Below are 25,765 nucleotides of genomic sequence, written 5' to 3'. Positions count from 1 at the left end.
TGTTGTAACTGGTGGCGACATCGGGATGGTCTTCTCCCAGCAGCCGTTGCCTCAGTGACAATGCTGTTTGATACAGTGGTTCAGCTTCCGCGTACCTGCCTTGGGATTCGTAGAGTCCAGCCAGGTTGTTGTAACTGCTGGCGACATCGGGATGGTCTTCTCCCAGCAGCCGTTGCCTCAGGGACAATGCTGTTTGATACAGTGGTTCAGCTTCCGCGTACCGTCCTTGGTAATAGTAGAGTCCAGCCAGGTTGTTGTAACTGGTGGCGACAGAGGGATGGTCTTCTCCCAGCAGCCGTTGCCTCAGTGACAATGCTGTTTGATACAGTGGTTCAGCTTCCGCGTACCGTCCTTGGTAATAGTAGAGTCCAGCCAGGTTGTTGTAACTGGTGGCGACAGAGGGATGGTCTTCTCCCAGCAGCCGTTGCCTCAGTGACAATGCTGTTTTCAACAGTGGTTCAGCTTCCGCGTACTGACCCCGTTCGATCAAGTAGTAACCAGTCCTAGCAAGTAACAAAGCTGCTGTTTCTAACTCAAATTGATACAGCGAGATCCAATTAATTGCAACTCTTGCATGGGGTAAAAGTCGCTCACAGACCAACCAATTTACATATTCAGCATTGGGAAAGACTTCTGTAACTGCACAAACAGTCCTTTCTGCCCAAAGACGGCAATTGTCTTCATCCATCTCGGCTTTTAACACTGACTGCACTAGGCGGTGAATATCAAAGGTTTTATTAATCGGGTTCCGGTAAATCAGCGAAAACCGTCCCGCTTCTGCGATAACTTTGACAAAATCTAGGGGTTTGTTTGCTAATGAGCTAAGATTTTCTCCTAATTCTGCTGCACCTGCGGTAAAAATTTCTTCAGGAATCGCATCAGGTGCTAAAAAGGCGCAAACGCGAATTAAATCGGCGGCGGTGGGGTTGCGTTGTAATACTTTCTCAAAGGCGAGGGAAAAGGTGATGCTCACGCTGGGATGATCAATTGCCAGTTCGCCTCGTTCCGCCAGTAGTCTCGCCCCTTCTTCTCGGTAAAATTGCAAATACTCCGCCAAATTTGAGGGAGTTTCTTCAATAAACGCTGCTGCTTGATCTAATGCTAAGGGTAAACCGTCCATTTCCCGCGAGATGGTTTTTGCTAAACTGCGTTCTTCTTCCGTCACCGCATCCAACCCCGCATTTTCTGCAATCAGTTTGGCACGCCGCAGCAACAACAGCGCCCCATCTTCCGGTTGCAACTTTTTAATTTCAATTCGCTGATATATCCCCGTCGCCTGAGCGCGGGTAGTCAACAACACATAACCTTGATGTGCCTCTGGTAAATACTCCCGCAGCATGGGAATTTCATCGGCGTTATCTAAAATCAACAGCCAGCCGTTATGTGTTGCTAACCACTGCTTAACTGCCTTAACTACTAAGCTTTCATCCTTTTCTTGGCTGACAGGTAAATTCAGTAAACGCGCAACTTCCACAAAACCCGATACCAATTCTAGGTGGGAAGCTGCCCTTACCCACAGTATCTGCTGATACTCATGACGATAGCGATAGGCAAACTCGATCGCAGTTTGAGTTTTGCCAATCCCACCCAAACCGCTTAATGCTGCTAACTTCTTTGTTAACAAAGCATTCCGCATTTCCTGCAACACCGCTTCGCGTCCTGTAAAAAACGGGTTGCGTGGGTATGGTATATTCCACAATTCTTCCGGTACAGTTTCGTTCTTCGGTAGCGGGATGATGTTTACTAATTCCTGTTGGAGTACTTGCAAACCACAACCCGTTGATGCTTCCGCCCACCTCAACAATGCAGAAACGCGATCGCCTTGAGGAGCAGTAAGCGGTGGAATTACATTATTTGGCGCATCCACGGCAAACAACAGCATATCCAACTGCTGCGGCGGTAAATCATTGAGCAGTTGCATGAGTGTAGAGCGATCGCGTGGGGGTGTAACCATTAGCGAATTGACAAGAGTAATGTTCTATTTTAAAACAACAAGACCTACGCCAATTTTCCGTTAAATGTAGGGTGTGTTGTCGCCCAGCGCAATGCACCGTCTGAAAGTAATTACACAAGCGATCGCTTTAGGTATCTGTATAAATTTAACGTGAATTAGATAAATTCAGGTGCGTTATCGGCATAACACACCCTACGTTGAGAAGGGTATCGGATTTTGCAGAATTACGGTGAAAGAATGTTATCCAATTCCTGTTGCAGTGTTTCCAAACCGCAACCTGTTGGCCCTTGTGCCCATCTTAATAATGCAGCAGCGCGATCGCCTTGGGGAGCAGTCATCGGTGGAACTACACCATTGGGTGCATCCACTGTAAACAAAAGCATATCTAACTGCTGTGGTGGTAAATCATTGAGTAGTTTAATCAGTTTAAATCGATCTATTTTAGGCGCAGGCTTTGCAGGTTTAGGTGTGAAGGTAGTTGTTTGTGTAGCTCCGAATGCAGCCTTTAATGCTGTATTAATTTTGATCACAGGAGTAAGATGCTCTGGAATTCCTTGCAATTGAATTGCATTGCAACCAAACTTATAAGCGTCTTCTACAGTGCGTCCGCCACCGAGAGCATCATAAAACCCCACGGAAAAATTAATTGCAGCTTTATCTCCAATGGCTTTGCTCATCCCAATCACATAGCCAACGTGCCCAATCATAGCTTTGGCTTGCGCTTCGGAATAACAAGCATTGAGTACAATACACTCAACTCGACCTGCAAATAATTCAAACAGATTTGCCAAAGCTTCTGTATTGACTAGTTTACTTTTACCTTGTTCATCCTCAAATATCAGTCCTTCATCCACTCCATGACCGCAAAAGTGAACGATTTGGGGTTCCACATCTAACAATGCTCGACGCAGATCATTTATTCTCACAGCCGATCGAGGTTGTAACTTAATTTGGTCACGATATTTAGACCGTCGCAACCCTTCTTCAATCTCCCGCACTTCTACATCTAGGCGCAGTCTTGCTTCATCTACGGGACTAGCTGCAAGTACAAGAATTGTTTTGACCGCAGGACTATTGCTCATGATGGAGTCAGAAAAGTTATACCATTCAGTTTAATAAATATACAAATACGCGAGTAAGGATTTCGCAATGCTAAACCCCTACGAAATTCTGCTGTCAAGTTCATCAAATTTCACGGTTCCATTCCTCAACAATGAATGAATAATTAAAACCAGCTTTAACCGAATAGATTGCATCAAATCCTTCTTGCCAATTTGGTAAAACCAGCTTTTTATAAGTCGCTAATAATCCAACTAAAGGTACAACTTGCTCAGGAGACCTTTGGCTATTTCGTTGCTTGCAGTCTTCCAATTTAGATTGAAAGGAATAACCCAAAACCCTAAAACGTTTCGCTTTAGCTGGAAGAATATAACGTTTTCTGTCTTCAACAGTCGGGTTAGTGTTATCTATCACAAAAGGCTGTTTAGCTTCTAAGCAGGCTTGAAAAAGGATTTGCTCTCGATGACGAGTTTTGAGCATATCAAGGTTAATACGAATGTGGGTATTAAAGAAGCGATCGCGATAAAAAGTAGACTTACCCGCTCCCTGGATTCCTATAAAAATAATTGCTTCCATTTACAGAAATTATCATTTTTATCTGTGTTTATTTGTGGTTATTTAATTTTTTGGCGTTGTTTAAGAAGGGGATGATTTTTTTCACGCAGAGGCGCAGAGGCGCAGAGAAAAAGAATTATATATTAGGACTTACGCACTGAAGTCTGAAACCCTGATCCCCCCTAACCCCCCTTAAAAAAGGGGGAACGTCTAAAGCCACGCCACTTGCTACAAGTCGGGGAACCCGCCTAACGCAGTGGCTCCCCTTTTTAAGGGGGTTGGGGGATCTGAGTGCGTAAGTTCTAATATATATGCAACTGGTTTTGTACTCAGCACTCATCACTTTGCTATAAACACCGCCATTTGTGTTGGTGAACCGACCTCTGGATCTTCTGTTCCTACAGGTTGAAATTCTACATTGTAATTAAAGCGTTCTGCTACTTTGTTCGCCCAGTTGTGAAACTCTTGACGCGTCCATTCAAAGCGGTGGTCTTTATGTCGCAGTTTGCCAGCCGGGAGGTTTTCAAATTTGACGTTGTACTCAATATTAGGCGTTGTCACTACTACTGTTTTTGGTCGAGCAAACTCGAACAAAACTTTTTCAAATGCTTCTAGGCGCGGTAAATCGAGATGTTCAATTACCTCAATTACTGTAGCAGCATCGTAACCGCTGAGGCGTTTGTCTTGGTAGGTGAGTGCGCCTTGAATTAGTTGCAGACGTTCCCATTGGTTGCGGGGAAGGCGCAGGCGGTCTAATCTCTCTTGGGCAATTTCTAATGCCCTGTGAGAAACATCTACACCTGTAACCTGTTCAAAAAAGATATCTTTGATGAGTATTTTCAAAAGATTTCCCTGACCGCAGCCTAAATCAATCACCCGCTTTGCACCGCTTTGCTTTAAGGCAGCAATCACAGCATTCATTCGCTGTTGATTCAAGCTAATAGGTTTTTCTACCGCCGCTTCTTCTTGGGCATGGCTTTCTTCGGTACTGTCGGGATCGGGATTATCTTCTTCTGCTAGTTGGGCTAAAGCGAGACGAGTCAGGCGCTGCTGTTGTTTGAGGTAACGTCTGGTAATTTGTTCTCGCGCTGGATGCTTAGTTAACCAACCCTCACCATGACGTAGTAACTTTTCAATTTCATCATCGCCTACCCAATAGTGTTTATCGTCATCTAAGACTGGAATTAAAACGTAGAGATGACTTAACAAGTCGCCCAGAGGCAGAGTGTGCTGTAGTTCAACGGTAAAATATTGGCTCTGTCCCCAATCAATAAATTCCTCATCTAAGGTGTGTCCTTGGGCACTTACGGTGTAACCTAACGGCTCAAACAATTGCCGCAGAAAACTTTCACCGCCACGACAAGGTAAGACAGATAATTTTGCAACTAAAGGAATAGGAGTTTGGGCGAGTTCTGGTCTGTCTTTGCAGCGACCTGATAAAGCACTGCCAAATACTTGGGCGATCGCTACACTTAAAAATGATGAAGCAACATAAGGGCGATCGTTTACATATTGTTCTAGCCTTGTACTACGTCCCCGCACCAGCTTTACTGGATCAACATCCAACAACAACGCCGCCGTACATAGTTCTGGCTTCGCTTCTGGGTAAAATACGTGCGCCTGTCCAAAAGTTAAAGAAAAAGACTGGCAGCGATCTGGGTGTTTATGTAGTAAGTAGCCTAACTCCGTTGCTGGGGAGTGTGTCGTTGCGATGGTGAGCAGCATTCACTTGTGCAGGGTTCAGGGGAATAGTTGATGAATACCGCTTTAGAGTAAACGATTACGGAAAAAAATAATGGTACTGTTGAGGAATATTAAGCAATATCAAAGAAGGGAACAGAGAACGAACAACAGTTCCCTGTTCCCTATTGCCATTTAATACAAACAACAGCTAGGTGATAATCCACAACATCACTCACTTTTAGCTTTCTTACTAAAAATTCGATAATAAAGCCATGTGCTAGTTTCCTTTAAGGGAAACAGTATATATGTGAGAGGATTTATTGCCACAATGATATTACGAAAATCCCGCCGTGCAAAAAAGAGGATGGCACGAGCCACTTGCTGTGCTGACATCACTCCATAAGGATTAAGTTGACTTTTAAATGGCCCAAGGATTAACTTGCGAATTATACAATCCCCATCTAATCGCTTGAGAGTGACAATATCTCCTAGCGATCGTTTGCTGAGTTCATAAAGCGGACTCAACGCTGGGGATACCTCAGCCTCAGAAGTGTTAACCCAAATTTCCTTAGTTGCTTTTGATTGTGGCCCTGTTACAGTCGTCAAAAATATATCCATCAACCGCAAGGCTGAAAAGGTATTTATTTCATAGGAGGAGTTGATTGCCTCTGATGTGCGGCTACTATAGACATTAACTCCATGATTGATAATCAAAATATCAACTTTTTCTAATCTCTCCTTTAAAGCTGCCTCATTACCCAATTGCCAAGCAACCACAGTTATTCCATCATGCCCCTGTAATTTTTCTGGGTTTGTCGTCAAAGCTACTACCTTGGCGTTATGCTTTAAAAGTTCAGCAGTCAATGCTTGACCTAAAGCTCCAGAAGCACCAGTTAAAGCGACAGTTTTTCCTTTCAGAGATAGTGCTGTTCCCAGTATTATATCCACTAGAGGAAAAACACCACTGTAATAGGCATTGACATTATCAAAATGATGCCGCCAATGGTAAGACCGATTCACCCACCAAACAGATGGAATTGCCTCTAATGGCCCAGGTAGGTGGTTATAGTCTGTATCAATTGACCCCTGGAAGTATCGCACTGACGCACCATACAAGAAGGTGCAAGCATAGGCTACTCCCAGCCAGAAACCGATTTGCTGGATAAGCAAGGCAGTTACCGCCAAAATCGCCACTAAAAGACTTGACTCTAAAATATCGTGGTAGAGCTGGGAATCTTGGTAAGCTTTCAACGAAACTATCGATAAATCCCGACGATAGGCCATATGGTGCTTATTGTGCCATTTAGCAAGCCAACTCACCTGGTGGCACAAAGCATGATAGCTGTCTCTTAATACCTCAGCCAACACAAGAGAGAATAATCCCCAACTGGCAAACTGCAAACAGGCATTTACCATAGACCAATGAATCCGTAATTGACCCTCAATTTCAGCCCAGCCTTCAGCTAACACACTCATAGTAATTTTTTTGTACTCACTTTCTGTAATCATTCTTCATAATCTAATAAGAATGGGCTAAGGTCGAGTTCTAGCGCAAACTTTCAATGGGAACTAGTGGTTGCCATGCTCTGTCTCAAGCAGGTAGGGACACATACTCATGGGCTTTCAACCTGGGTTTTGTAAAGAAAATTCCAAACTAATCAACGATCATTAAAAGAAAGTAGGTAAAGAGTATACTTGGGCTTTTTCAATGATTTGCGATCGCAACAACCGCGATCAAGATGTGTATTTAGAAGGCAAAACGGCAGTTGCTACCCTGCCTTAAGCCCTACTCTTCTCCTGTCGCAGACGCTACGCGAACGAGAACGGCTAGCCTTCGGCAACGCTAAAGGCGAACGCCGAACGGGTGTCTACAAGTCTAGCGACCGAACGCACTGCCTTGTCCATCGGCGGTTTATTTCATCTAACTAATGCACTAATTTAGCTGTGCCACGCCGCTACAAAGAAGATATATTGATGCTTGCGATAAAAATATCGTGATCTAATATTGTTGGGTATCTTATCATTTACGATCGCCACAAGACCGATGATTGAAGTTGAGCATCTAAGTAAAATTTACGGTTCCACCCCAGCGATTACTGATGTCACTTTTAGCGTCGAACCTGGGGAGATTTTAGGGTTTTTAGGGCCGAATGGCGCTGGTAAAACTACAACCATGCGAATTTTAGCCGGTTATTTACCAGCAACCAAGGGTACAGCCAAGATTGCAGGCTTTGATGTTCATGACAATTCCCTGGCTGTGCGGCAACGAATTGGTTATTTACCAGAAACACCGCCGTTGTATCCTGATATGTCGGTGGAGGGGTTTTTGCATTTTGTTGCTCGAATCAAAGGAGTTCCAGCAGGCGATCGCAATAATAAAGTGCAAGCTGCGATCGGCCGCTGTAATTTAGAAGATAAGCGTCAAGTGATTATTCGCAAACTTTCTAAAGGATATCGTCAAAGAGTTGGCATTGCTCAGGCGATCGTCCACGATCCACCAGCAATTATTTTAGATGAACCCACCGTCGGACTTGACCCCCGCCAAATTATTGAGGTGCGGAATTTAATTAAAAGCCTTGCTGGAACCCACACGATCATTCTTTCTACCCACATTCTGCCAGAAGTGAGCATGACTTGTAGCCGTGTCGCCATCATCAATCGCGGTAAAGTAGTCGCCACCAACACACCAGAAAATCTCATGACACAGTTGACAGGTGGTTCTGGATATGAATTAGAAATTGAAGGAGAAGCAGCTTTAGCAAAACAGGTATTGCAAAATATATCTGGTGTGAGTTTGGTAGAATCAATTCCTGGTCATCACCTCCCCAGGGAAAATCGCGCCTACCTGCGGGTGATATCCCAACCAGGAACAGAACCAGGAAAAGATATTGTCACAACATTAGTACGTGCGGGATTCGCCTTACATGAAATGCGGCGTGTCAGCGCTACCCTGGAAGATGTGTTCTTGCAACTAACAACAGAAGAAAAGAACTTAGAATCTATTGAAGATTCAGCAGCCAAAGAAGGAGAAGCAGCGTAAATGGGTATAGTCCTGAGTAACATTATTGCCATTTATCGCCGAGAGTTACAGAGTTATTTTGTATCGCCTTTAGCTTATGCGATCGCTGGCATCTTTTGGTTAATAGCTGGATTGTTTTTAGTGATGATTTTGCTAGGGCCAGGTGGCATTTTACCAACAGTCACAGCCTTAGATTTACAAGGGCAACAATTTGGAGTGCCAGTCCCAGCAATAGATGTACCCTATGAATTTGTGCGGGCATTTTTAGACAGAATGGGGTGGCTGTTGTTGTTTGTGTTGCCAATTCTTTCAATGGGACTTTATGCCGAAGAACGCAAACGGGGCACTTTGGAACTATTAGCCACGTCACCAGTCACAAACTGGGCGGTAGCTGTCGGTAAATTATTAGGAGTGCTAACTTTTTTCACAACTATGATTTTACCTCTGCTAGTAATTGAGGCGATCGTCATCAGTGGAGCTAATCCCCCAATGTCACCCACAATAATTTTGCTGGGTCATTTTGGATTAATCTTGCTAGCAGCAGCAATTTTATCTTTAGGAATGTTTATTTCTTCATTAACAGACAGCACAATTCTCTCTGCTGTATTTACTTTTGCAGTAATTTTATTGCTATTATTCTTGGATTTAATTGCTAAAACTGTTCCCGGCCCTGTAGGTGAAGCCTTGGGTTATATCTCACTGCTAAAACATTTCAATACTTTAATCCAAGGCATTTTCGATACCAGTGCCTTGCTTTTATTTGCCAGTTACATTTTTCTCGGTGTCTTTTTGACATCTCAATCAATTGATGCACTGCGCTTTCAACGTCAGTAGTCAATACTCATTTTAATTACATCTGTGAATAACAAGATCCCCGACTATTCTAAGAGGCTGTTTGAAAAGTGGTTGGCTGTGATTTTAGGCACTTATTGATCCCCCCTAGCCCCCCTTAAAAAGGGAGGAACTAAAGTCAAAGCCCCCCTTTTTAAGGGGAGCCACTGCGTTGGTGAGGCAGCGCGGTCTTGGGGGTTTCCCCCATGAGCGACTGCCGAAAGGGTTCCCCGACTTGTAGCAAGTGGCGTGGATTTAGGGGGATCTAAAATATTTTGCTACCGACGAAAGTATTTTTAAAACATCCTCTAAGAAGTCGGGGATCTAAGCCTCTCAATTTTGACAAATAATATGAAAAAAATCGTTAAAAAGAAACCTTGGAAATATTTATTTTGGCTTGGCCCATTCCTAATTGTTGCAGGTTTAACTGCTGGGTCAGTCGCGGCACAGTGGGGGCCAATTCCTTTAGGATTGCTGATTACAGGAATTGTTATTAGTGGGTTGTGGGTAGTATGGCAAAGTCAGCAAAGCCAATGGTGGAGGCGTCGTTCTACCCAAGCTGGCACTAATGCCATAGCTGCAACTCTAGCAGTATTAGCAATTTTAGGGTTAATTAACTTTTTAGGTACTCGCTACCATGTGCGGGCAGACTTAACAGAAGCTCAGTTATTTACCCTTGCTCCCCAATCGCGGGAATTAGTAAATGCTTTACCACAGCCAGTTAAGGTATGGGTGTTTGATGTCACTCAGAATCCTCAAGACCAGGAGTTATTAGAAAATTATCAACGGCAAGGGTCAAACTTTAAATTTGAGTATGTTGATCCCCAGGCTAGACCAGGATTAGCAGAAAAGTTTGGCGTTAAAGATTACGGAGAAGTTTACCTAGAATCTCAAGATAAAAGACAGTTAGTTCAGGTAGTAAATGAAAATGAACGACTGTCAGAAGTTAGGTTAACTAGTCGTCTGCAACAAATTACCAGTGCCAGCACAGCTAAAGTTTACTTCCTTCAAGGTCACGGGGAACGCCCACTTACAGCCGCTGAGGGTGGAATGTCCCAAGCAGTTCAGGGATTAGGTGACAAAAACTTTACTACATCACCGCTGAATTTAGCCGAACAGACAAAAGTTCCTGATGATGCTGCTGCTGTGGTGGTAGCGGGCCCTAAACGCGGAATGTTTGAAGGTGAAGTTAAAGCTTTGCAAGATTACCTGAATCGAGGCGGTAACTTGCTGCTGATGATTGACCCGAATACTGATCCTAAACTCGACAACTTACTTAAAGATTGGGGCGTTCGCCTTGATAATCGTTTGGCTGTTGATACCTCTGGAAATGTAGGACTTGGCCCAGCAGTACCGTTAATTACAGAATACGGACAACATCCAATTACTAAAGAGTTTGGTAACGGCATCTCTTTTTATCGGTTAGCACGTCCAATAGAAACTAGTCCAGTAGCTGGTGTTGAAGCTACTCCTTTACTGCGAACCAAACCTTATCCCAACAGTTGGGCAGAAAGCGACCTGCAAAGCGAAAAATTGGAGTTTAATGCTGACAAAGACCTCCAAGGCCCGCTAACTTTGGGTGTGGCTTTGAAGAAAAAACTGCCAGCCACATCAGAAGTCAAATCAACCCCAACTCCAACAGCATTACCATCACCGACAACTCAAGGTCAAGCCAGCCCAACTCCGCAAGCTTCGCCTACTCCGGCAGCATTACCATCACCGACAACTCAAGGTCAAGCTAGCCCGACTCCGCAAGCTTCGCCAACTTCAACAGCATTACCATCACCGACAACTCAAGGTCAAGCTAGCCCGACTCCGCAAACTTCGCCTACTGCGACAGCATTACCATCACCGACAACTAATCAGCAGACTGAACAAACTGCCAAAGAGTCACGGTTAGTAGTATTAGGAAATTCGGATTTTGCTACCGACGGCTTGTTTCAACAGCAACTAAATGGTGATGTGTTCCTTAACTCAGTCACTTGGCTGAGTCAACAGGATCAGCAACCGCTGTCAATTCGTCCCAAAGAAGCAAAAAACCGCCGACTCAACCTAACAAGCACACAAGCCAATCTTTTGGCATTGTCGTCTTTATTAGGTCTACCTTTAATTGGGTTTGCGGCGGCAGCTGTTATTTGGTGGAAACGCCGTTGAGGAAGAAGCAGGGGGGCAGGGGAGACAAGGGGGCAAGGGGACAAGGGGACAAGGGGAAAGAACCATGATTAACTCCAGAACTTACGCACTCAGATCCCCCAACCCCCTTAGAAAGGGGCAGCCCTGCGCCCTTGCGGGTTCCCCGACTTTCTCAGTGGCGTGGCTTTAGACGTTCCCCCCCTTTTAAGGGGGGCTAGGGGGGATCGGGGTTTCAGGCTTGAGTGCGTAAGTCCTAAACTCTTACTCCCTGTCCCCCCATCCCCCATGCTCCTTGTCTTCTTTATCCAATGCCCAATGCCCATTGACCAATGACCAATGACCATTGACGAAAAATGAAATTTTCTCGCACGACTTTAATTTTGATATTGCTAGCGCTGGGTTTGGGGAGTTTTGTTTATTTCTATGAAATTCGAGGTGCAACTCAGCGAGAAGAAGTTAAGCAACAAAACCAGCAAATTTTCTCTTTTACAGAAGACGATGTGCAGTCTTTGACAATTACAACTAAAAAGATTGCCTTGTCTGTGGAACGTAACGCCCAAGGAAGCCAGCCCAAGTGGTTGCTTAAATCCCCTGTATCAGAGCCAGCAAATGATGCTATTGTTTCTTATTTGACGGATTTGTTGGTTAAGGGTACGGCTACTCGCACTGTGTCAATCCCAGCTAATCAAAAAGGAGATTTTGGCTTAGATCAACCCCAAGCAACTATCAATATCAATCTCAAAAATCAGAAAACTCATCAATTACTGTTAGGTAAATCTGACTTTAACCGCCGTTTTTTATACGTTCAAGCTGACCCTACTGTAAAACCCGATGGTAATATAGATGTGCTGTTGGTATCTACAGATTTTGAAAACGCAGTGAATCGGGAAATATCAGAGTGGAAACAACCCGTAGATAATAGCGAACAAAAGTCTACACCAAGCCCGGAGAAACTAACTCCACCAAGCAGCAAATAAGCAATTACCAAACTCCTCGATATTTCCATGACCAATCCAACAGCAACATTGCTCATTTCTTGCCCCGATCAACGAGGGTTAGTGGCGAAAATTGCTAACTTTATTTATGCCAATGGCGGCAATATCATTCATGCAGATCAACATACAGACTTTGCCGCCGGGTTGTTTCTTACTCGTATAGAATGGCAGTTAGAGGGATTTAATCTGCCACGAGATTTAATTGGCCCTGCATTTAATGCCATAGCACAACCTTTAGGTGCTAAGTGGGAGTTACACTTTTCTGATACAGTTCCCCGTATTGCTATTTGGGTAAGTCGCCAAGACCATTGTTTATTTGACTTGATTTGGCGGCTACGTGCTAAAGAGTTTTTGGCTGAGATTCCTTTAATTATTAGCAACCATCCTGATTTAAAAGCAGTAGCAGAACAATTTGGCATTGACTATCATCACATTCCTATCACAAAGGATAACAAGCTAGAACAGGAAGAAAAACAACTAGAATTACTGCGTCATTACAAAATTAATTTGGTTGTATTGGCGAAATATATGCAAATTGTTAGTGCAGATTTTATTACTAAATTTCCGCAAATTATTAATATTCATCACTCCTTTTTACCAGCTTTTGTAGGAGCGAATCCTTACCACAGAGCTTTTGAACGTGGTGTTAAAATTATTGGTGCAACAGCGCATTATGCTACTGCTGATTTAGATGCCGGGCCAATTATTGAACAGGATGTAGTAAGAGTTAGCCACCGGGACGCTGTTGAAGACTTGGTAAGAAAAGGTAAAGATTTGGAGCGAGTTGTACTAGCAAGAGCAGTGCGATCGCACTTGCAAAACCGTGTGTTAGTTTATGGCAATAGAACAGTAGTCTTTGAGTGATTTAGCATCTAGGCAAAAACTGCTTGGTATTACTTCAATAAGTTTCTAGCGATCGCCTGAGCATCTAAGCGACATAATTTTACCTTTGTGATGATGTTTGCACCTATTCTTTGATAAAAATTAATTCCACGCTCGTTAGATGCAGCTACAGTCCAATCGATCCGACCACAACCTTTTTTCTGCCCTATCTGACACAAGCGTTGTATAAGTGCCTCACCAACACCGTAGCTTCGATGTTCAGCTTTGACATATAAATCATCAAGCCAAATTCCAGGTTTTGCTAAGAAAGTTGAATAGATAAAGTGATAGGTAGCTAACCCAATAGCATTGCCATCAACCTCCGCTAAAAGTACAAAAGTAAGCGGTTTTTCTCCAAATAAATCAACTTCTAGCTTTTTAGGAGTTGCTTCTACAGATTCAGGACAACCATCAAACTCGGCTTTCAGATAAATCAATTCCATAATTTGAGAAATGTCTCTGTGCGTTGCATCTCGAATTGAAATATTTGTGCCGAGCATTTTCTTACTATTTACCATTTCCCTACACTTTGTATTGGGAGATAACTTCTTGTTCAACTTCGGCTGCTTTGATCCATTCTTGCATTGTCGGCATTGCCAAAATTGCCTCTAGGTAATTTTTAGCAACAGCATCTAACTGCACATCATAAGTAACAAACCGCAATACCACAGGCGCAAACATCGCATCGGCAATTGTGAACTCACCAAACAACATATCGCCACCAGCCCCAAACTTATGGCGAAATTCTCGCCAGATGCTGGTGATGCGGTCAATGTCTTTTTGCACATCAGGTGTCAAGCCTTGGCCTGGTAGTTTAGCACGGCAATTCATCGGCATATTCTGGCGCAGATTTTGAAAGCCTGAGTGCATTTCCGCGCTGATAGAACGAGCCAATGCTCTAGCAATTTTATCCTCTGGCCACCAGTGCAGATGCGGAAATTCTTCAGCTAGGTATTCGCAAATAGCTAATGAATCCCAGATGGCTTGATTGTTATGTAACAAAACAGGTACTTTACCTGAAGGAGAATATTGCTGAATTTGGATTGTAGATTCTGGAGTGTACAGAGGAATATTAATTTCATTGAATTGCAAACCGAATTGCTTCATAGCTAGCCACGGACGTAATGACCAAGATGAATAATTCTTATTGCCAATTACTAAGGTAAGTTGCGCCATATTTTTAGTGTCGATAAAGCTGCTCAATCCACATAGATATATCAACTTCAGAGCCTGAAGAAAAAGATTTGCCTGTTACCGGATCGTAAGCTTGCCAATAAATATTGCCGTGGCGGTCAATTTTTTGCCTAACTTGTAATTCGTCTGGATCTGCTAGTAGTATTTTCATCTCAGATTGCCAGAAATTTAACAATGATTTCCAAACAGATGTGAGGATATTATCGCTTAATTTACTTTTGCATAGATAGTTAGAATTTAGTTCTATGCCTGCTGATTTCAGACAGCTAACTTCCTCTTTCATCGGATTATTCCTGATAAATGCTCAGTACATAAGACTGTAACAACCTCTCAGTTAACAATCAAAACATGGCTTGTATAGTTTATATAAATGCTATTTATAGATATAAAATTCTTGAATACCATCTTTTTGGCACAATAATGTGTGTAGCCTTGATATCATCAACAGCCCATGAAAATCTTCCAACTTCGAGCCGTAGTTGCAGTAGCCGATCATGGCAACTTTAGTGAAGCAGCCTTAGAATTGCAACTTTCTCAACCTGCGGTGAGTCATGCTATTGCTACTTTAGAAGAAGAATTGGGTGTGCCTCTATTTGCCAGAGGTCGTCATGGTGCTGTATTAACACCTGCTGGAGAGCGGATTTTATATCATGCTCGTCAGTCACTGCAACATCTAGAGATGATGCAACGAGAAGCTAACCTGCATAAAGGTTTGCATGGTGGTCATGTGCGGATTGCAGCTTTTCGCAGCGTTGCTACTCATTTACTCCCAAAGGCGATCGCTTCTTTTCACGATCAATTCCCAGAAGTTGCTGTCACCATCATAGAATGTCCCGCGTTCCCTGATGTAGAACAATGTTTGCGTGAGGGACGTGCCGATATTGGGATCACCTGTTTGCCGACTAGTGATGAATTTGATGTATGGGAAATTTTTCGGGATGAATATGTAGCTTTAATCCCACCCCAGGCAAAAATTAACGCTGCAAAGATTACTTGGGAAGAAATAGGTGCTTATCCACCAGTCTTACTTCCTTGTGCGCCCTGTGGACGCATTGTCCACAATCACCTCAAAACTATAGCCATCCCCATCAATACAGCTAGCGATATTCAAGAAGACTCTACAGTTGTCAGTATGGTCAATCAAGGACTCAGAGCAGCTATTATGCCTCGTTTAGCAGCTGTACCCATCCCTACGAAAGTGCAGGTACACAGTTTGCCAACACCCTTAGAGAGAGTTATTGGTGTTGCAGTTTTATCTAATGCTCTTCATATTCCAGCCGTGTTTACGTTTTTAGAGATGCTGAGAAAATTTGATTTTTATACTTTAGCTAAATTCACTCTCTAACAATTCATTTTTACGCATAAATTACCATGACCTACCGCATTGTTGAGCAACTAAGCGAAAATCAAATTTTGCAATTAGTAGAGTTGTACAAAAATGAATTTTGGAGTAAAAAACGTACATATCCAGATGTTGTGAAGATGCTTGCGGCTTCAGATCTAATTATTGGTTTAGTTGATGAGAGCGAACAATTAATTGGTTTTACCCGCATTCTTACAGATTTTGTTTATCGTGCAACTGTTTACGATGTGATCATCAAGCCTACCCATCGAAAAATTGGGCTTGGTGTGAAATTGATGGATGCAGTGATTAATCATCCTCAGTTAAGTGCAGTGGAGCTAGTGGCTCTTTACTGTTTGCCTGAAATGATCCCATTTTATCAACGCTGGCGCTTTACTAATGAGGTGGGCGAACTTCAGTTGATGCATCGTTACAAGCAATGATCCCTAAAAGGTGCAATATGATTATTAACCCGGAAAATGTACCCAGTCGCACCAGTTCAATTTACCCCGATGAATTTAAGTCTCTGGTGCAAGGACGAGTCAAACAAGCATTAGGAAATGCGGCTGGATTAAAAAATTTTGGTGTCAACTTAGTTACTCTTGAGCCAGGAAGTTGTTCTGCTCTCAGACATTGGCATACCCGACAAGATGAGTTCATTTATGTCATCGCAGGTGAAGTGACTTTAATTACTAATGTAGGAGCGCAAATTCTTCAACCAGGAATGATGGCAGGTTTTCCGGCTGGTGAAGCAGATGGACACCACCTGGTGAATCGCTCTGATGCTGCGGTAGTTTATTTAGAAATTGGCGATAGAACTTCTGATGATCGGGCTTATTACCCAGATGATGACTTGATTGCCGAACCGAGTGCGGATGGTAGTCGAATTTTTACACATAAAGATGGTACTTTGTACGAAAGTTAATTAATTTGGACAGACGCGATATCTGCATAAATGCGATCGCAATTTATATCATGTCCGTTTAAAGATTTCTCATTATGGCAGCAGGGAAGCAGAGGGGCAGGGAGCAGGGGAGGTAGCAACTGGGCACTTAGAACTCAGCACTCACCACTCCTCATACCAAGTTGCAATCAAAAGTACCAACTGTCATTGCGAGCGAAACAAAGTGGAGCGAAGCAACCTCCCCTAACGAAAGATTACTACAACAGAACGCAACTTGGTATCAGCTGTCGTTTCTCTATCTGGGCAGATTTCATTATTGGGACTTAGATAATACAATTTTCCCTTAATAGTGCTACACATAGGCAGCAGGAGAAATAATTTCTAGCTGTAGAAGCCGGATTTCAGATCACGCAGAGCCATTTGTGACTTAGGAGTAATTAATTTAACAGAAATTTTACAACTAGAGTTATTATTTATGGCTGTCATATTTTAAACAATCGCCTTTCAACAACCAATGGTGAACTCTACCCTTGTTAGCACACTCTATGTCGACTCCGTGAAGGGGAATGATGCCAATGCAGGTTCACGGTTGAGTCCCTTTAAAAGCCTTACCCGTGCCTTAAAAACATCCACAAAATCTACAATTATTCAGTTGGGAGCGGGGACATATAACGCCGCTACTGGTGAGGTGTTTCCACTAATTATTCCTGCGGGAGTAATTGTAGTAGGTAGCGAAGCCAATAAAGGTGCTGGCATTGTCATTTCCGGCAGTGGTACGTATCAGAGTCCTAGCTTTGGTGTACAGAACATTACGCTGCTCTTGTTAGGCGATGCCAGTCTCAGAGGTGTTACAGTCACAAATGCTACGGCAAAAGGTACTGGTGTCTGGATTGAATCTACAGCCCCTACGGTAACTAACAATACATTTATTAATTGTGCTAGGGAAGGTATATTTACAACTGGCGCGGCTAAACCTGCAATTTTAGATAATGTGTTTTTGCAAAATGCTGCCAGTGGGTTGACAATGGCACGTTATAGCAAAGGCGAAGTTTTGCGGAATGTGTTTCAAAAGAATGCCTTGGGTATAGCAATTAGTGACTTTGCTGCTCCTTTGGTTGCCAATAATAAACTCTTAGAAAACCAAACAGCGATCGCTCTCTCACGAGATGCACGTCCTGTGCTGCGTCAGAATCAGATTACCAAAAATACTCAAGGTGGTTTGTTAGTTAATGGTAACGCAGTCCCCGACTTAGGTAATACCCAAGACCCTGCTGGGAATATTTTTCGTGAGAATAAAGAATTTGATTTACAAAATGTTACACCACAGCAGCTACTTTCAGTTGGTAATCAATTAAATCCTATCCAGGTAATAGGGCCAGTAGAGTTTCTCACTGCGACGACAGACACACCCAATAAAGTATCAATTGGTACGAGTTTTTATGACTTGGGTGGACATTGGGCAGTAGCTTTTGTGGAAGCATTGGTGAACGAAGGTGCGATTAGTGGCTTTCCCGATGGAACATTTAAGCCAGAAGCCCCCATTACACGTGCCCAGTACGCTGCTATAATTGCGAAAACTTTTTCACTGCCGACTGGAAACAAAAACAGTAAATTTGCTGATATAAAACCAGACTTTTGGGCAGCGTCAGCTATCTTGAGTGCTGCCAATATGGGGTTTGTAAGTGGATTTCCTGATGGTACGTTTCGACCGGGGCAAAATTTAACCAAAATTCAGGCAATAGTATCTATCGTGAATGGTTTGAAATTTAGTGGCGGAAACCCAAATGTGTTAACTGTATACCGCGATCGCGCTCAAATTCCGAGTTACGCCACAAATGCAGTGGCAGTTGCTACCCAAAAACTTTTAGTTGTGAACTATCCCCAACCCGAACAACTAGAACCACTGCGGGAGATCACCCGCGCTGAGGTGGCGGCAATTATTTATCAGGGATTAGTAGCTAGTGGTAAGCAAAAAGCGATCGCCTCACCTTATATTGTCAATCCCGATGTTGACATCCCCTCGTTCACCGACTTGAAGGGACACTGGGCAGAAGCGTTTATTCGGGCATTAGTCAGCCTGGACTTAACTAGAGGTTTTGCCGATGGCAGCTATAAGCCAGATAAACCGATGACTCGCGCCCAGTATGCAGCTTTAGTGGCAGTTGCCTTTAACCCTACAGCCAAACGCCCAGCCATCGAATTTACGGACGTCGCCAAGGATTTTTGGGCTTATCAGGCAATCCAAACCGCGGCTAGTGGTGGCTTTGTCAGCGGATTTAGCGATCGCACGTTCCGCCCCGATCAAAACGTCCAAAGACTACAGGTAATTGTTTCCTTAGTTAACGGATTAGCCCTACCACCCGCTGATATTAATGCCTTACTTGCCTACAGCGATCGTCAAGTGATCCCCGAATATGCACGTAATGCTGTAGCCACCGCTACACAACAGCAGATAGTAGTAAACTACCCAGATCCTAAGCAGCTTGTGCCAGTTCGTGAAGCAACACGTGCTGAAGTAGCAGCTATGGTATATCAAGCTTTGGTGGCGATCAAACGCACGCCAGCCATTAATTCACCCTATATCGTCTCGCATACAGCTTAGTTGACCAAGTAGAATAAAAAACACTTGCTATCAACTTGGCAACACTTGGGCAAAAATCCTGTAGCTAAAAGCACTTTAGGCTATATGCAATGGGTGAAAAATCTAACCTATGTCTGAAACTCATAGCTCCATGTTCAAACCCGTTCCAGACAGTTCTGTCGATTTGGCAACAGCCTTATTAACTCACTATAGCTTCGACCTCGGTGGTTATAGTGCTAGTCAGCTAATTAAACGTTGGGAAAGCGCCTACCCAATTGAATGGATACACATTGCAGTCATTGAGGCGCTATATCAAGGTCGTTACAAAGCAGTTTCTGTACAGCAAATTTTAAATTTCTGGCAGCGGCGGGGTCAAGCTACCTATCATTTCAACATGGAATTTGAACGCCTTATTTGTAGCAAATTTCCTGAAAGCTTAACGTCACTACATACACCAGTTTTATCTCCTGCCAAGAAAAGCACCACTTTGGAGAAGACTCATTCTCACTTAATCAAAGCCAACCCATCACCTAATCAGGTCGAGAATGCTTACCATCAAAGAAAGATTGCGCCTCTACCACCACTAGTGAGTAAAGAACAAAAGCAACTCTCATCTCATAACACACAAAGGATTTCAGAGTCTCCTACACCTAGTGTTGTCGCCTCTACCCCAATGCCTCAACTGTCCTCTAATGTACCGTCAAATTTAGATTTACAAGAGAGGCTTGAGCCAAATACCCCAGTTGCTCCCAGCCCTAAGAAAGCGGCTCATTTCCTACCACCTGCTACCAATCACAGCCCAATAGGGCAATTTACTCCTGAAACAAGCGATCGCACAGAATCATTCACATCCAAACTCAAAGCAATGTCTAGCAGACAAGTTCCAGCAAAAACTTATACTCAAGAAAGATTAACAGGTGAAAATAGCGCCACAAATTAATCAACCCAGCTTTAGGCGAATTGCTGGCATAATTTTATTTTGTCTCAAATTATACTAATTCAAGTAAAACCAGTTACAAATTATTCTCTCTTGCATAAGTCTAGATTTTGTATAAGGAACCACAGATGCACAAAAATCAACGAGGCAGTGCGCCGTTGGTGCTTCCCACGGCAGGCTTGCCTAAGCGTTGTAGCAACTGCCGTATAGACAAATATCGGTGTGATATCATGTCCGGTTAAACACTTGTCATTGCGACCGGAGGGAAGCAATCGCAAAGATATTGGGATTGCGTCGTTCCACTTGGTTGCACTCGCAATGACATATCGCAACTAATTTAGCGGACATGATATGAATCGGTGTTTATTTGTGGTTTATTTTGGTTTTATTTGGATTTTTGCAAGAAGTCTATTATTAAAGCGGATTATAACTGTCATACTCCACCTTGCCATAATCTAACTTAATTATCCGGTCTGCCAGGGGAAAGTAATGAGCGTCGTGGCTGATGACAAATACTGTTTTTCCCTGTTGTTTAAGATTCAAAAGTATTTGTTTGTAGAAAAATTCCCGAAAGTTAGGATCTTGTTCCGATGCCCATTCATCAAATAAACAAATCGGACGATTTTCTAAATAGGCAGTTAATAAAACAAGACGTTTTTGCTGTCCTTGGGATAGTGCTGTTGTTGTTAATTGTCCTTTCACAATCTTAACTTTGCTATCTAAATTTAACAGCCGCAAATATTGCCTAACTTGGATATCTAAATCAGCATTACCAGTATCTAAAAGACGCTCAAATAAGTAAGAATCAGCAAAAACTACAGAAAATTGCTGACGATACCACTCCCGATTTCTATGATCAATTACTTGGTCATCTAACTTAATTTGCCCAGAATTGGGGATGTAAAGTCCTGTAATCACTTTAGCTAGAGTAGATTTGCCGCTACCGTTACCACCAACGATAAATATTAGTTCGCTGGGATAAATAGTTAAATCTATCGGGCCTAAAACAAAATGGTTGTCTTCTTGTTCATCTGGGTAAGCATGGGTAACTTGTTGTAATTCTAGCTTTGTCCAATTCTGTGTTAATGGAAGCTTAATTGCAGAATTAGTCTCAGTTTCAGCGGTTAATTTTAACCCTATCCTCTCGATTTTTTGTAATGTTACACTGGCTTTAGACAGTTGCTGTAGTTTGTCCAAAATGCTCTGCATTGGCAATAGGAGGTAAGTAAGAGTGAGTACATATGCAGATAATATAGAGCGTTCTATAGCTATGTAATTAGGTAAAGCAAACAGCAATAACCCAACTAAGATAAAAAACAGCAGATTTGACCATCCCTGACCAATCGAAAAGCTTAAGAGGGCCGCTACATTATGTTTGCGGGATATAGCTGCACTAGTTTGCAGTTCTTCAGAGAAAAACTCTTGGCGGCGTGTGGCGTGTAGTTTAAGTTCTTTGATTCCATCGGTAAGGGTGCGAAAGTGTTGGAACAAGCGGTCTTGTTCATTTCGTGCCAAGTTCAGAAAATGTTGAGCATTGTTAATCAATAGTTGAATGCTGCCCACCGCTACCATGATAAACCCGACAGTAACAGCAAATACTATGCCTGATAGCCAATAGAGGTAGATTAAGCACCCGCCGATAATTGCAATGTCAACGCAGATAAAGGGAATGGCATAAACCGTGTTGGATAGTGTTGTTATATCCTCGGTTAAAGTTGCCATGAGACGGTTAGGGCCTAATTGTTCTAAATTTATTAGGGGGGAGGATAAAATTCCTTCACTCAAGCGTAACCTGAGACGATAAACTGCATCTTCGGAAATATTGATTAATAAAAATTGGCAAATGAGGCTGTTGAAGAGAACTACTAATGCTAATGCCCCAAAGTACCATACCAAGTTATCTGTGAAATTACCACTGATAGCGCTGTTAATTAGTCCAATTAATCTGGCGGTAGAACCACCACTAACCAAGCCTGTTAAGATAGCGATCGCTATCTGCAACCTAGAAGCCCGTAAAACAAGCCAAAATAAATTCATCCACGCTAAGGCAATGATATTGAGTTAGGTTTGTAGCCAATCAACAATGCGAGTTCCAGCCACTTCCAGTAGCAATCTACATCACTAAAGCCAATATTTCGCAACCAACTCAGTTGTGTTTCTACGTCTAAAAGTTTGTTGGATGGGTCGTCGTTTTCTGGTGCAATACCAAGTGTTTGTAAAAAATGTTCGTGTAGTGTCTCAGTAGGTGAAGCAACGTGTTCTAAATTGCAGAAAATACCACCAGGTTCCAGCATTTGGAAAATTTCTGTATACAGGGTAAGTTTGCGATCGTGGATGAGGTGGTGAATAGCAAAGCTGGAGACAACTGCATCAAATGAACCTAATTCAGGTAGAGGTTCATCCAAGTTATGTGCAATCACTTCCACTGTTGCATCCCCAGCAAAGCGAGTGTTGACCGCCTCCAACATGGTTGCAGAAAAATCAACTGCGACACATTTAGCCTGGGGACGATCAAACTTGAGTAGTGCTAGTAAGCGACCATCTCCAGTTCCTAAATCCAGAATGCGCTTCACAGACTTGGGGACGTGTTCTAGCAAGACTGCTTCCCCTTCGGTACGATGGGGAATTTTATCTATTTGTGTAAGATAGGCCAAGGCATGGTCAGCAGAAGCCCAGAGGTTGGTTTGATTCATCAAAGAACACTGCGCTGCGATCGTACTGTTCTAGCTTGCCATTTAAAGTAGCTCTACAACAATGTTAAATTGTTACTCAACTCAAACAAGCAGCTTAAATTTTTAAGTAGTAATAGCAAATTACTAAAGTCTGATAATTTCTTCGCCGTGAAAAAAAGCATATCCTCAAGCAAAGATAACAACACTAGCCTCAACCTGAGATAGGTATTTAGTTAGCAACTCATGAGCAATTTAATCTCGCATAAATTAGTAATTTTTATATTCAATTTGGGAAGGATAAACTAGAATATTTGCGCGGCAAGCATAAGACTTGTCAGCATCAATATTACTGAGTCAAACAATTAAACTATTGCCTCTATAATATAGCGTTTCCTAGTCTGCTGAGGTATGTATTTGTCTGTATTTATCTGTATTAATCTGTGGTTATCTGTGGTTAATTATTCTTCCTGTACATTACTGGGATAGAAAACGCTATAGTAACGTAAAGTAATCTAGTTTCTAACAAGCAGCAAACTACTTTCTGGGTATTTAACTATGATTAGCAGATTTGTTAGCTTTTCGCTCATTTTGCTTATATTGCCTTTGAATTTTTTCTTTAGCAAGCCAGCGTATGCACACAGTCTTGATTACTGCTTGGAGATACTTCAGAACGCAGCCTATGTAGCCATTAATAATGAGGAGAAGTTTAAAATTAAACAGTATCCTGAGTATGCTGCAATTGCCAAAGATTGTGATAAGTCGCTTAAAAAGGAAGGTTTGATCACCCTTTCACAGTTAAAAGATCGTGACATTGCTAATAGTGTTCTAAACGGTATACTTCTGGCAGAAGATTTGGATGATAAAGTTAAGAAGGATAAAGAAACCAAATTAAAGCAGAAGGAGGAGGATTTGAAAGCAATTCGGAATACAATTTGTTCTAAGAAGAATAAAATAGATGATTTTGCCTGTGTGAGTCAGTGATCGCACAAAGCGCGCCAAGAGCGTTTAGATGTGCAACTCGCTCGCTTAAACCTAAGCACTGAACGATCGCAATCTTAGCTACATAGTTATTGCCAATTTACAGGTATGCCCCTAGCGCGTGCAGGGGCAAGTTTTGCTTTATCGATTACCAATGAGCGATCGCCGCTGGAGCAGCAGGAACGGGAATGGCTAAGAGTTAACAGGAGTTACGCAATTGGAATGAGAGTGTAGAGTGTAAAGAGGATCTACCCTGCCTTCCTCTCACCTGCGTAACTCTCAATATGGTTCGGATAAGCACTCTTCACTGTCCTTGTGGTCTGAGAAAAGGTTAAGGGGTAAAGGATAAAGGGTAAAGGATACATTCAAAACCTTTTCCCTTTCCCCTTTAACCGAACCGTATTGGCGTAACTCCCGTTATGGTTAACGACAAAACTTTAATTCCTGAACACCCACTAGCTAATTTGCACAATCTTGGCTACAGAAGGTACACCGTTATTCAAAATAAACAGCATATAGTGACCTGGTGGACACAAGTTCCTGTCTGAAGGTGCTGTAACGTTTAGACTGCCTGCTGTTTTTGTATAATTTAGGCGATTGATCCGTTGGTTTTCATTAAATCCATGGGTTACGGAGGAGAGTCGTATCCAAGAAACACTTGTAATGTTAGCTGCGTCAGGCGTGTTTACAGCAAACTGCTGACTATAGCTTACACTGGTGGGGGCGGAGGCGATTGTTGGCCGCATTCCAGCGAACAAGTAGGGCGGTGAGTAGATTTCTACATCATAATGTCCTTGATTTTTCGGATCGTTACCGTCTGACGGTTCACCAGCCGCTAAAGGCAAACCTCCGCCTCCTACTAGAACTCGACCATCCGGCAGTAGCGCTGCAAACGAGTGATAAAACCGTCCAACTTTCATGCTGGCCATGGTAGACCACTGCTTCGTTGCTGGATCCCACATCTCTGCGGGTAGGACTGTGCGATCTACACCGTTCTCAATTGCGGTGTTGAAACCTGAGCCGCTAGTTCCTCCTGTGACAATTATTTTGCCGTCCGGCAGGAGCGTAGCGTTATGATGTCTTCGACGGAAAGCCATCGAAGGTACAGGTATCCACTGGTTAGATACAGCCACATCAATGACTTCAGCCGTATTTGTGGGCAGACCGCTATACTTTTCCAGGCCACCACCTACGATCAGTACTCTGCCATTGTCGTACATTACAGACGACCCGTAGAAGCGATCGCCAAGGTTGCTGTTTGACACTGTGCTCCACTGACCGGTTCCCACAGTATTCAAGACGCGCGTAGTTCGATTTGGACCCGAATAAAAGACTCTGCCGCTCGGTGCTACGAAGCCCCATGGATAGTTGTCCAATTTCTGCGGCGCAGCGGTGAGGGAGCGGTATGTTGCACCGCTAGTCCAAACTTCAGGGATTGTAACGATGTCTTGTTCGTCGTTGTTAGTACCAGCAACTACTGCTGCCTCTCCATTGCCAAGGTAGGTGACAGTAGGATACCACCGACCCTTGTTCATTTTATCGATATATGAAAACCAACTGTTGGTGTTGAAGTCATAAACATTAGAGTCGTTCGAGCCGATATCAGCCTGTTGATTAGGATCTGGGGTAGGCGAACCCTCGTGTCCTCCTGCAACCAACAGCCGACCACTCGGAGCAAAAGCATGACCTGCACAGAAAATATCAGTTGCAACAGTCGGTACTGAGGTAAAGGCTTTGGTGTTTGGATCCCAGACTATGCTTTGTGGAGTATTGGCTGGAGCCAGTTTCGGGCGCTGCCAAGCTATCACCTTACCATTGGGGCCTACACTTGCATGAATGGGAACGAGCGGCCATGGATAGGGGCCAGCCCAAGACCCGACTAATGCTGGGTTTGTTCCAGACTGCGCTAAAACAAACTGTTTTGTTGATACCCCACTTAGGATTACGATAACTGTAATTAAAGCAAATACCAAACTAAGAAGTTGCTGCGGTCGAAATAATCTACGCATTGAAACTCCTTCTTTATATTTCATTACTAAATATAAC

The 25,765-nt window shown here is 43.1% G+C and carries 24 protein-coding genes; 13 read left to right on the top strand and 11 right to left on the bottom strand.

Annotation, left to right across the window (positions count from 1 at the left end; all coding sequences use genetic code 11):
* The 5 genes from AC5JL8_RS18050 to AC5JL8_RS18030 form a co-directional block, all read right to left on the bottom strand.
* Nucleotides 1-1,954: tetratricopeptide repeat protein (locus tag AC5JL8_RS18050; protein ID WP_495881063.1), on the bottom strand; the 1,954-nt coding region annotated here is incomplete at its 3' end.
* Between the two features lie 224 nt (nt 1,955-2,178).
* Complete coding sequence (locus tag AC5JL8_RS18045; protein ID WP_495881062.1) at nt 2,179-3,036, bottom strand: CHAT domain-containing protein; 858 nt, start codon at nt 3,034-3,036, stop codon at nt 2,179-2,181.
* A gap of 103 nt (nt 3,037-3,139) precedes the next feature.
* Entirely contained in the window at nt 3,140-3,589 is a 450-nt protein-coding gene (locus tag AC5JL8_RS18040; protein ID WP_495881061.1) for an AAA family ATPase, read from the bottom strand.
* 318 nt (nt 3,590-3,907) lie between these two features.
* Nucleotides 3,908-5,293, bottom strand: a complete 1,386-nt coding sequence (locus tag AC5JL8_RS18035) for a 3' terminal RNA ribose 2'-O-methyltransferase Hen1 (RefSeq protein ID WP_495881060.1) — start codon at nt 5,291-5,293, stop codon at nt 3,908-3,910.
* Nucleotides 5,294-5,479: 186 nt separating this feature from the next.
* On the bottom strand, nt 5,480-6,760 hold the full coding sequence (locus tag AC5JL8_RS18030; protein ID WP_495881059.1) for a bifunctional sterol desaturase/short chain dehydrogenase: 1,281 nt from the start codon (nt 6,758-6,760) through the stop codon (nt 5,480-5,482).
* Between the two features lie 199 nt (nt 6,761-6,959).
* On the opposite strand from AC5JL8_RS18030, the gene AC5JL8_RS18025 reads away from it, so the two are divergent.
* The 6 genes from AC5JL8_RS18025 (at nt 6,960) to purU (ending at nt 13,093) form a co-directional block, all read left to right on the top strand.
* Nucleotides 6,960-7,034 (top strand): hypothetical protein, encoded by a 75-nt coding sequence (locus AC5JL8_RS18025; RefSeq protein ID WP_495881068.1) that lies wholly within the window; start codon nt 6,960-6,962, stop codon nt 7,032-7,034.
* Between the two features lie 261 nt (nt 7,035-7,295).
* Nucleotides 7,296-8,291, top strand: a complete 996-nt coding sequence (locus AC5JL8_RS18020; protein WP_495881067.1) for an ABC transporter ATP-binding protein — start codon at nt 7,296-7,298, stop codon at nt 8,289-8,291.
* Nucleotides 8,292-9,104 carry an ABC transporter permease gene (locus AC5JL8_RS18015; protein WP_495881058.1) on the top strand — a complete coding sequence of 271 codons (813 nt, stop codon included), beginning with the start codon at nt 8,292-8,294 and terminating at the stop codon, nt 9,102-9,104.
* Between the two features lie 348 nt (nt 9,105-9,452).
* On the top strand, nt 9,453-11,255 hold the full coding sequence (locus tag AC5JL8_RS18010) for a GldG family protein (RefSeq protein WP_495881057.1): 1,803 nt from the start codon (nt 9,453-9,455) through the stop codon (nt 11,253-11,255).
* Nucleotides 11,256-11,587: 332 nt separating this feature from the next.
* The gene (locus AC5JL8_RS18005; RefSeq protein ID WP_495881056.1) at nt 11,588-12,211 is read left to right on the top strand and encodes a DUF4340 domain-containing protein; all 624 of its coding nucleotides are present in this window, start codon (nt 11,588-11,590) and stop codon (nt 12,209-12,211) included.
* Between the two features lie 27 nt (nt 12,212-12,238).
* Entirely contained in the window at nt 12,239-13,093 is an 855-nt protein-coding gene (gene purU / locus AC5JL8_RS18000; RefSeq protein ID WP_495881055.1) for a formyltetrahydrofolate deformylase, read from the top strand.
* Nucleotides 13,094-13,122: 29 nt separating this feature from the next.
* Here purU and AC5JL8_RS17995 read toward each other — a convergent pair whose 3' ends face one another.
* From AC5JL8_RS17995 to AC5JL8_RS17985, 3 genes are read right to left on the bottom strand one after another with little or no spacing between them, the layout of a single operon-like run.
* A complete protein-coding gene (locus AC5JL8_RS17995) occupies nt 13,123-13,629 on the bottom strand; it encodes a GNAT family N-acetyltransferase (RefSeq protein ID WP_495881054.1) in 507 nt (168 codons plus the stop codon).
* A gap of 4 nt (nt 13,630-13,633) precedes the next feature.
* Nucleotides 13,634-14,287 (bottom strand): glutathione S-transferase family protein, encoded by a 654-nt coding sequence (locus tag AC5JL8_RS17990; RefSeq protein ID WP_495881053.1) that lies wholly within the window; start codon nt 14,285-14,287, stop codon nt 13,634-13,636.
* A gap of 4 nt (nt 14,288-14,291) precedes the next feature.
* The gene (locus AC5JL8_RS17985; RefSeq protein ID WP_495881052.1) at nt 14,292-14,588 is read right to left on the bottom strand and encodes a hypothetical protein; all 297 of its coding nucleotides are present in this window, start codon (nt 14,586-14,588) and stop codon (nt 14,292-14,294) included.
* Between the two features lie 168 nt (nt 14,589-14,756).
* On the opposite strand from AC5JL8_RS17985, the gene AC5JL8_RS17980 reads away from it, so the two are divergent.
* The 5 genes from AC5JL8_RS17980 (at nt 14,757) to AC5JL8_RS17960 (ending at nt 20,072) form a co-directional block, all read left to right on the top strand.
* On the top strand, nt 14,757-15,650 hold the full coding sequence (locus AC5JL8_RS17980) for a LysR family transcriptional regulator (RefSeq protein WP_495881051.1): 894 nt from the start codon (nt 14,757-14,759) through the stop codon (nt 15,648-15,650).
* A 26-nt stretch (nt 15,651-15,676) separates the two neighbouring features.
* Complete coding sequence (locus AC5JL8_RS17975; RefSeq protein WP_495881050.1) at nt 15,677-16,090, top strand: GNAT family N-acetyltransferase; 414 nt, start codon at nt 15,677-15,679, stop codon at nt 16,088-16,090.
* A 17-nt stretch (nt 16,091-16,107) separates the two neighbouring features.
* Nucleotides 16,108-16,572 carry a cupin domain-containing protein gene (locus AC5JL8_RS17970; RefSeq protein ID WP_495881049.1) on the top strand — a complete coding sequence of 155 codons (465 nt, stop codon included), beginning with the start codon at nt 16,108-16,110 and terminating at the stop codon, nt 16,570-16,572.
* Between the two features lie 493 nt (nt 16,573-17,065).
* The gene (locus AC5JL8_RS17965) at nt 17,066-19,153 is read left to right on the top strand and encodes an S-layer homology domain-containing protein (RefSeq protein ID WP_495881048.1); all 2,088 of its coding nucleotides are present in this window, start codon (nt 17,066-17,068) and stop codon (nt 19,151-19,153) included.
* Nucleotides 19,154-19,262: 109 nt separating this feature from the next.
* Nucleotides 19,263-20,072 (top strand): hypothetical protein, encoded by an 810-nt coding sequence (locus AC5JL8_RS17960; RefSeq protein ID WP_495881047.1) that lies wholly within the window; start codon nt 19,263-19,265, stop codon nt 20,070-20,072.
* A 411-nt stretch (nt 20,073-20,483) separates the two neighbouring features.
* On the opposite strand, the gene AC5JL8_RS17955 is transcribed toward AC5JL8_RS17960, so the two are convergent.
* Together AC5JL8_RS17955 and AC5JL8_RS17950 are read right to left on the bottom strand one after the other, a co-directional pair.
* Nucleotides 20,484-22,106: a cyclic peptide export ABC transporter gene (locus AC5JL8_RS17955; protein ID WP_495881046.1), complete on the bottom strand. Its 1,623-nt coding sequence runs from the start codon at nt 22,104-22,106 to the stop codon at nt 20,484-20,486.
* A 5-nt stretch (nt 22,107-22,111) separates the two neighbouring features.
* The gene (locus AC5JL8_RS17950) at nt 22,112-22,762 is read right to left on the bottom strand and encodes a class I SAM-dependent methyltransferase (RefSeq protein ID WP_495881045.1); all 651 of its coding nucleotides are present in this window, start codon (nt 22,760-22,762) and stop codon (nt 22,112-22,114) included.
* 534 nt (nt 22,763-23,296) lie between these two features.
* On the opposite strand from AC5JL8_RS17950, the gene AC5JL8_RS17945 reads away from it, so the two are divergent.
* Nucleotides 23,297-23,722: a hypothetical protein gene (locus AC5JL8_RS17945; RefSeq protein WP_495881044.1), complete on the top strand. Its 426-nt coding sequence runs from the start codon at nt 23,297-23,299 to the stop codon at nt 23,720-23,722.
* A 105-nt stretch (nt 23,723-23,827) separates the two neighbouring features.
* A complete protein-coding gene (locus AC5JL8_RS17940; RefSeq protein ID WP_495881043.1) occupies nt 23,828-23,953 on the top strand; it encodes a hypothetical protein in 126 nt (41 codons plus the stop codon).
* Nucleotides 23,954-24,174: 221 nt separating this feature from the next.
* Here the strand turns inward: AC5JL8_RS17940 and AC5JL8_RS17935 are convergent, their stop codons facing one another.
* Nucleotides 24,175-25,728, bottom strand: a complete 1,554-nt coding sequence (locus AC5JL8_RS17935) for a galactose oxidase-like domain-containing protein (protein WP_495881042.1) — start codon at nt 25,726-25,728, stop codon at nt 24,175-24,177.
* Between the last annotated feature and the right edge of the window lie 37 nt (nt 25,729-25,765).

This window comes from Mojavia sp., from assembly GCF_059505145.1.
The sequence above is the reverse complement of the archived record's forward strand: the minus strand, read 5'-3'. Positions and strand labels throughout refer to the sequence as shown.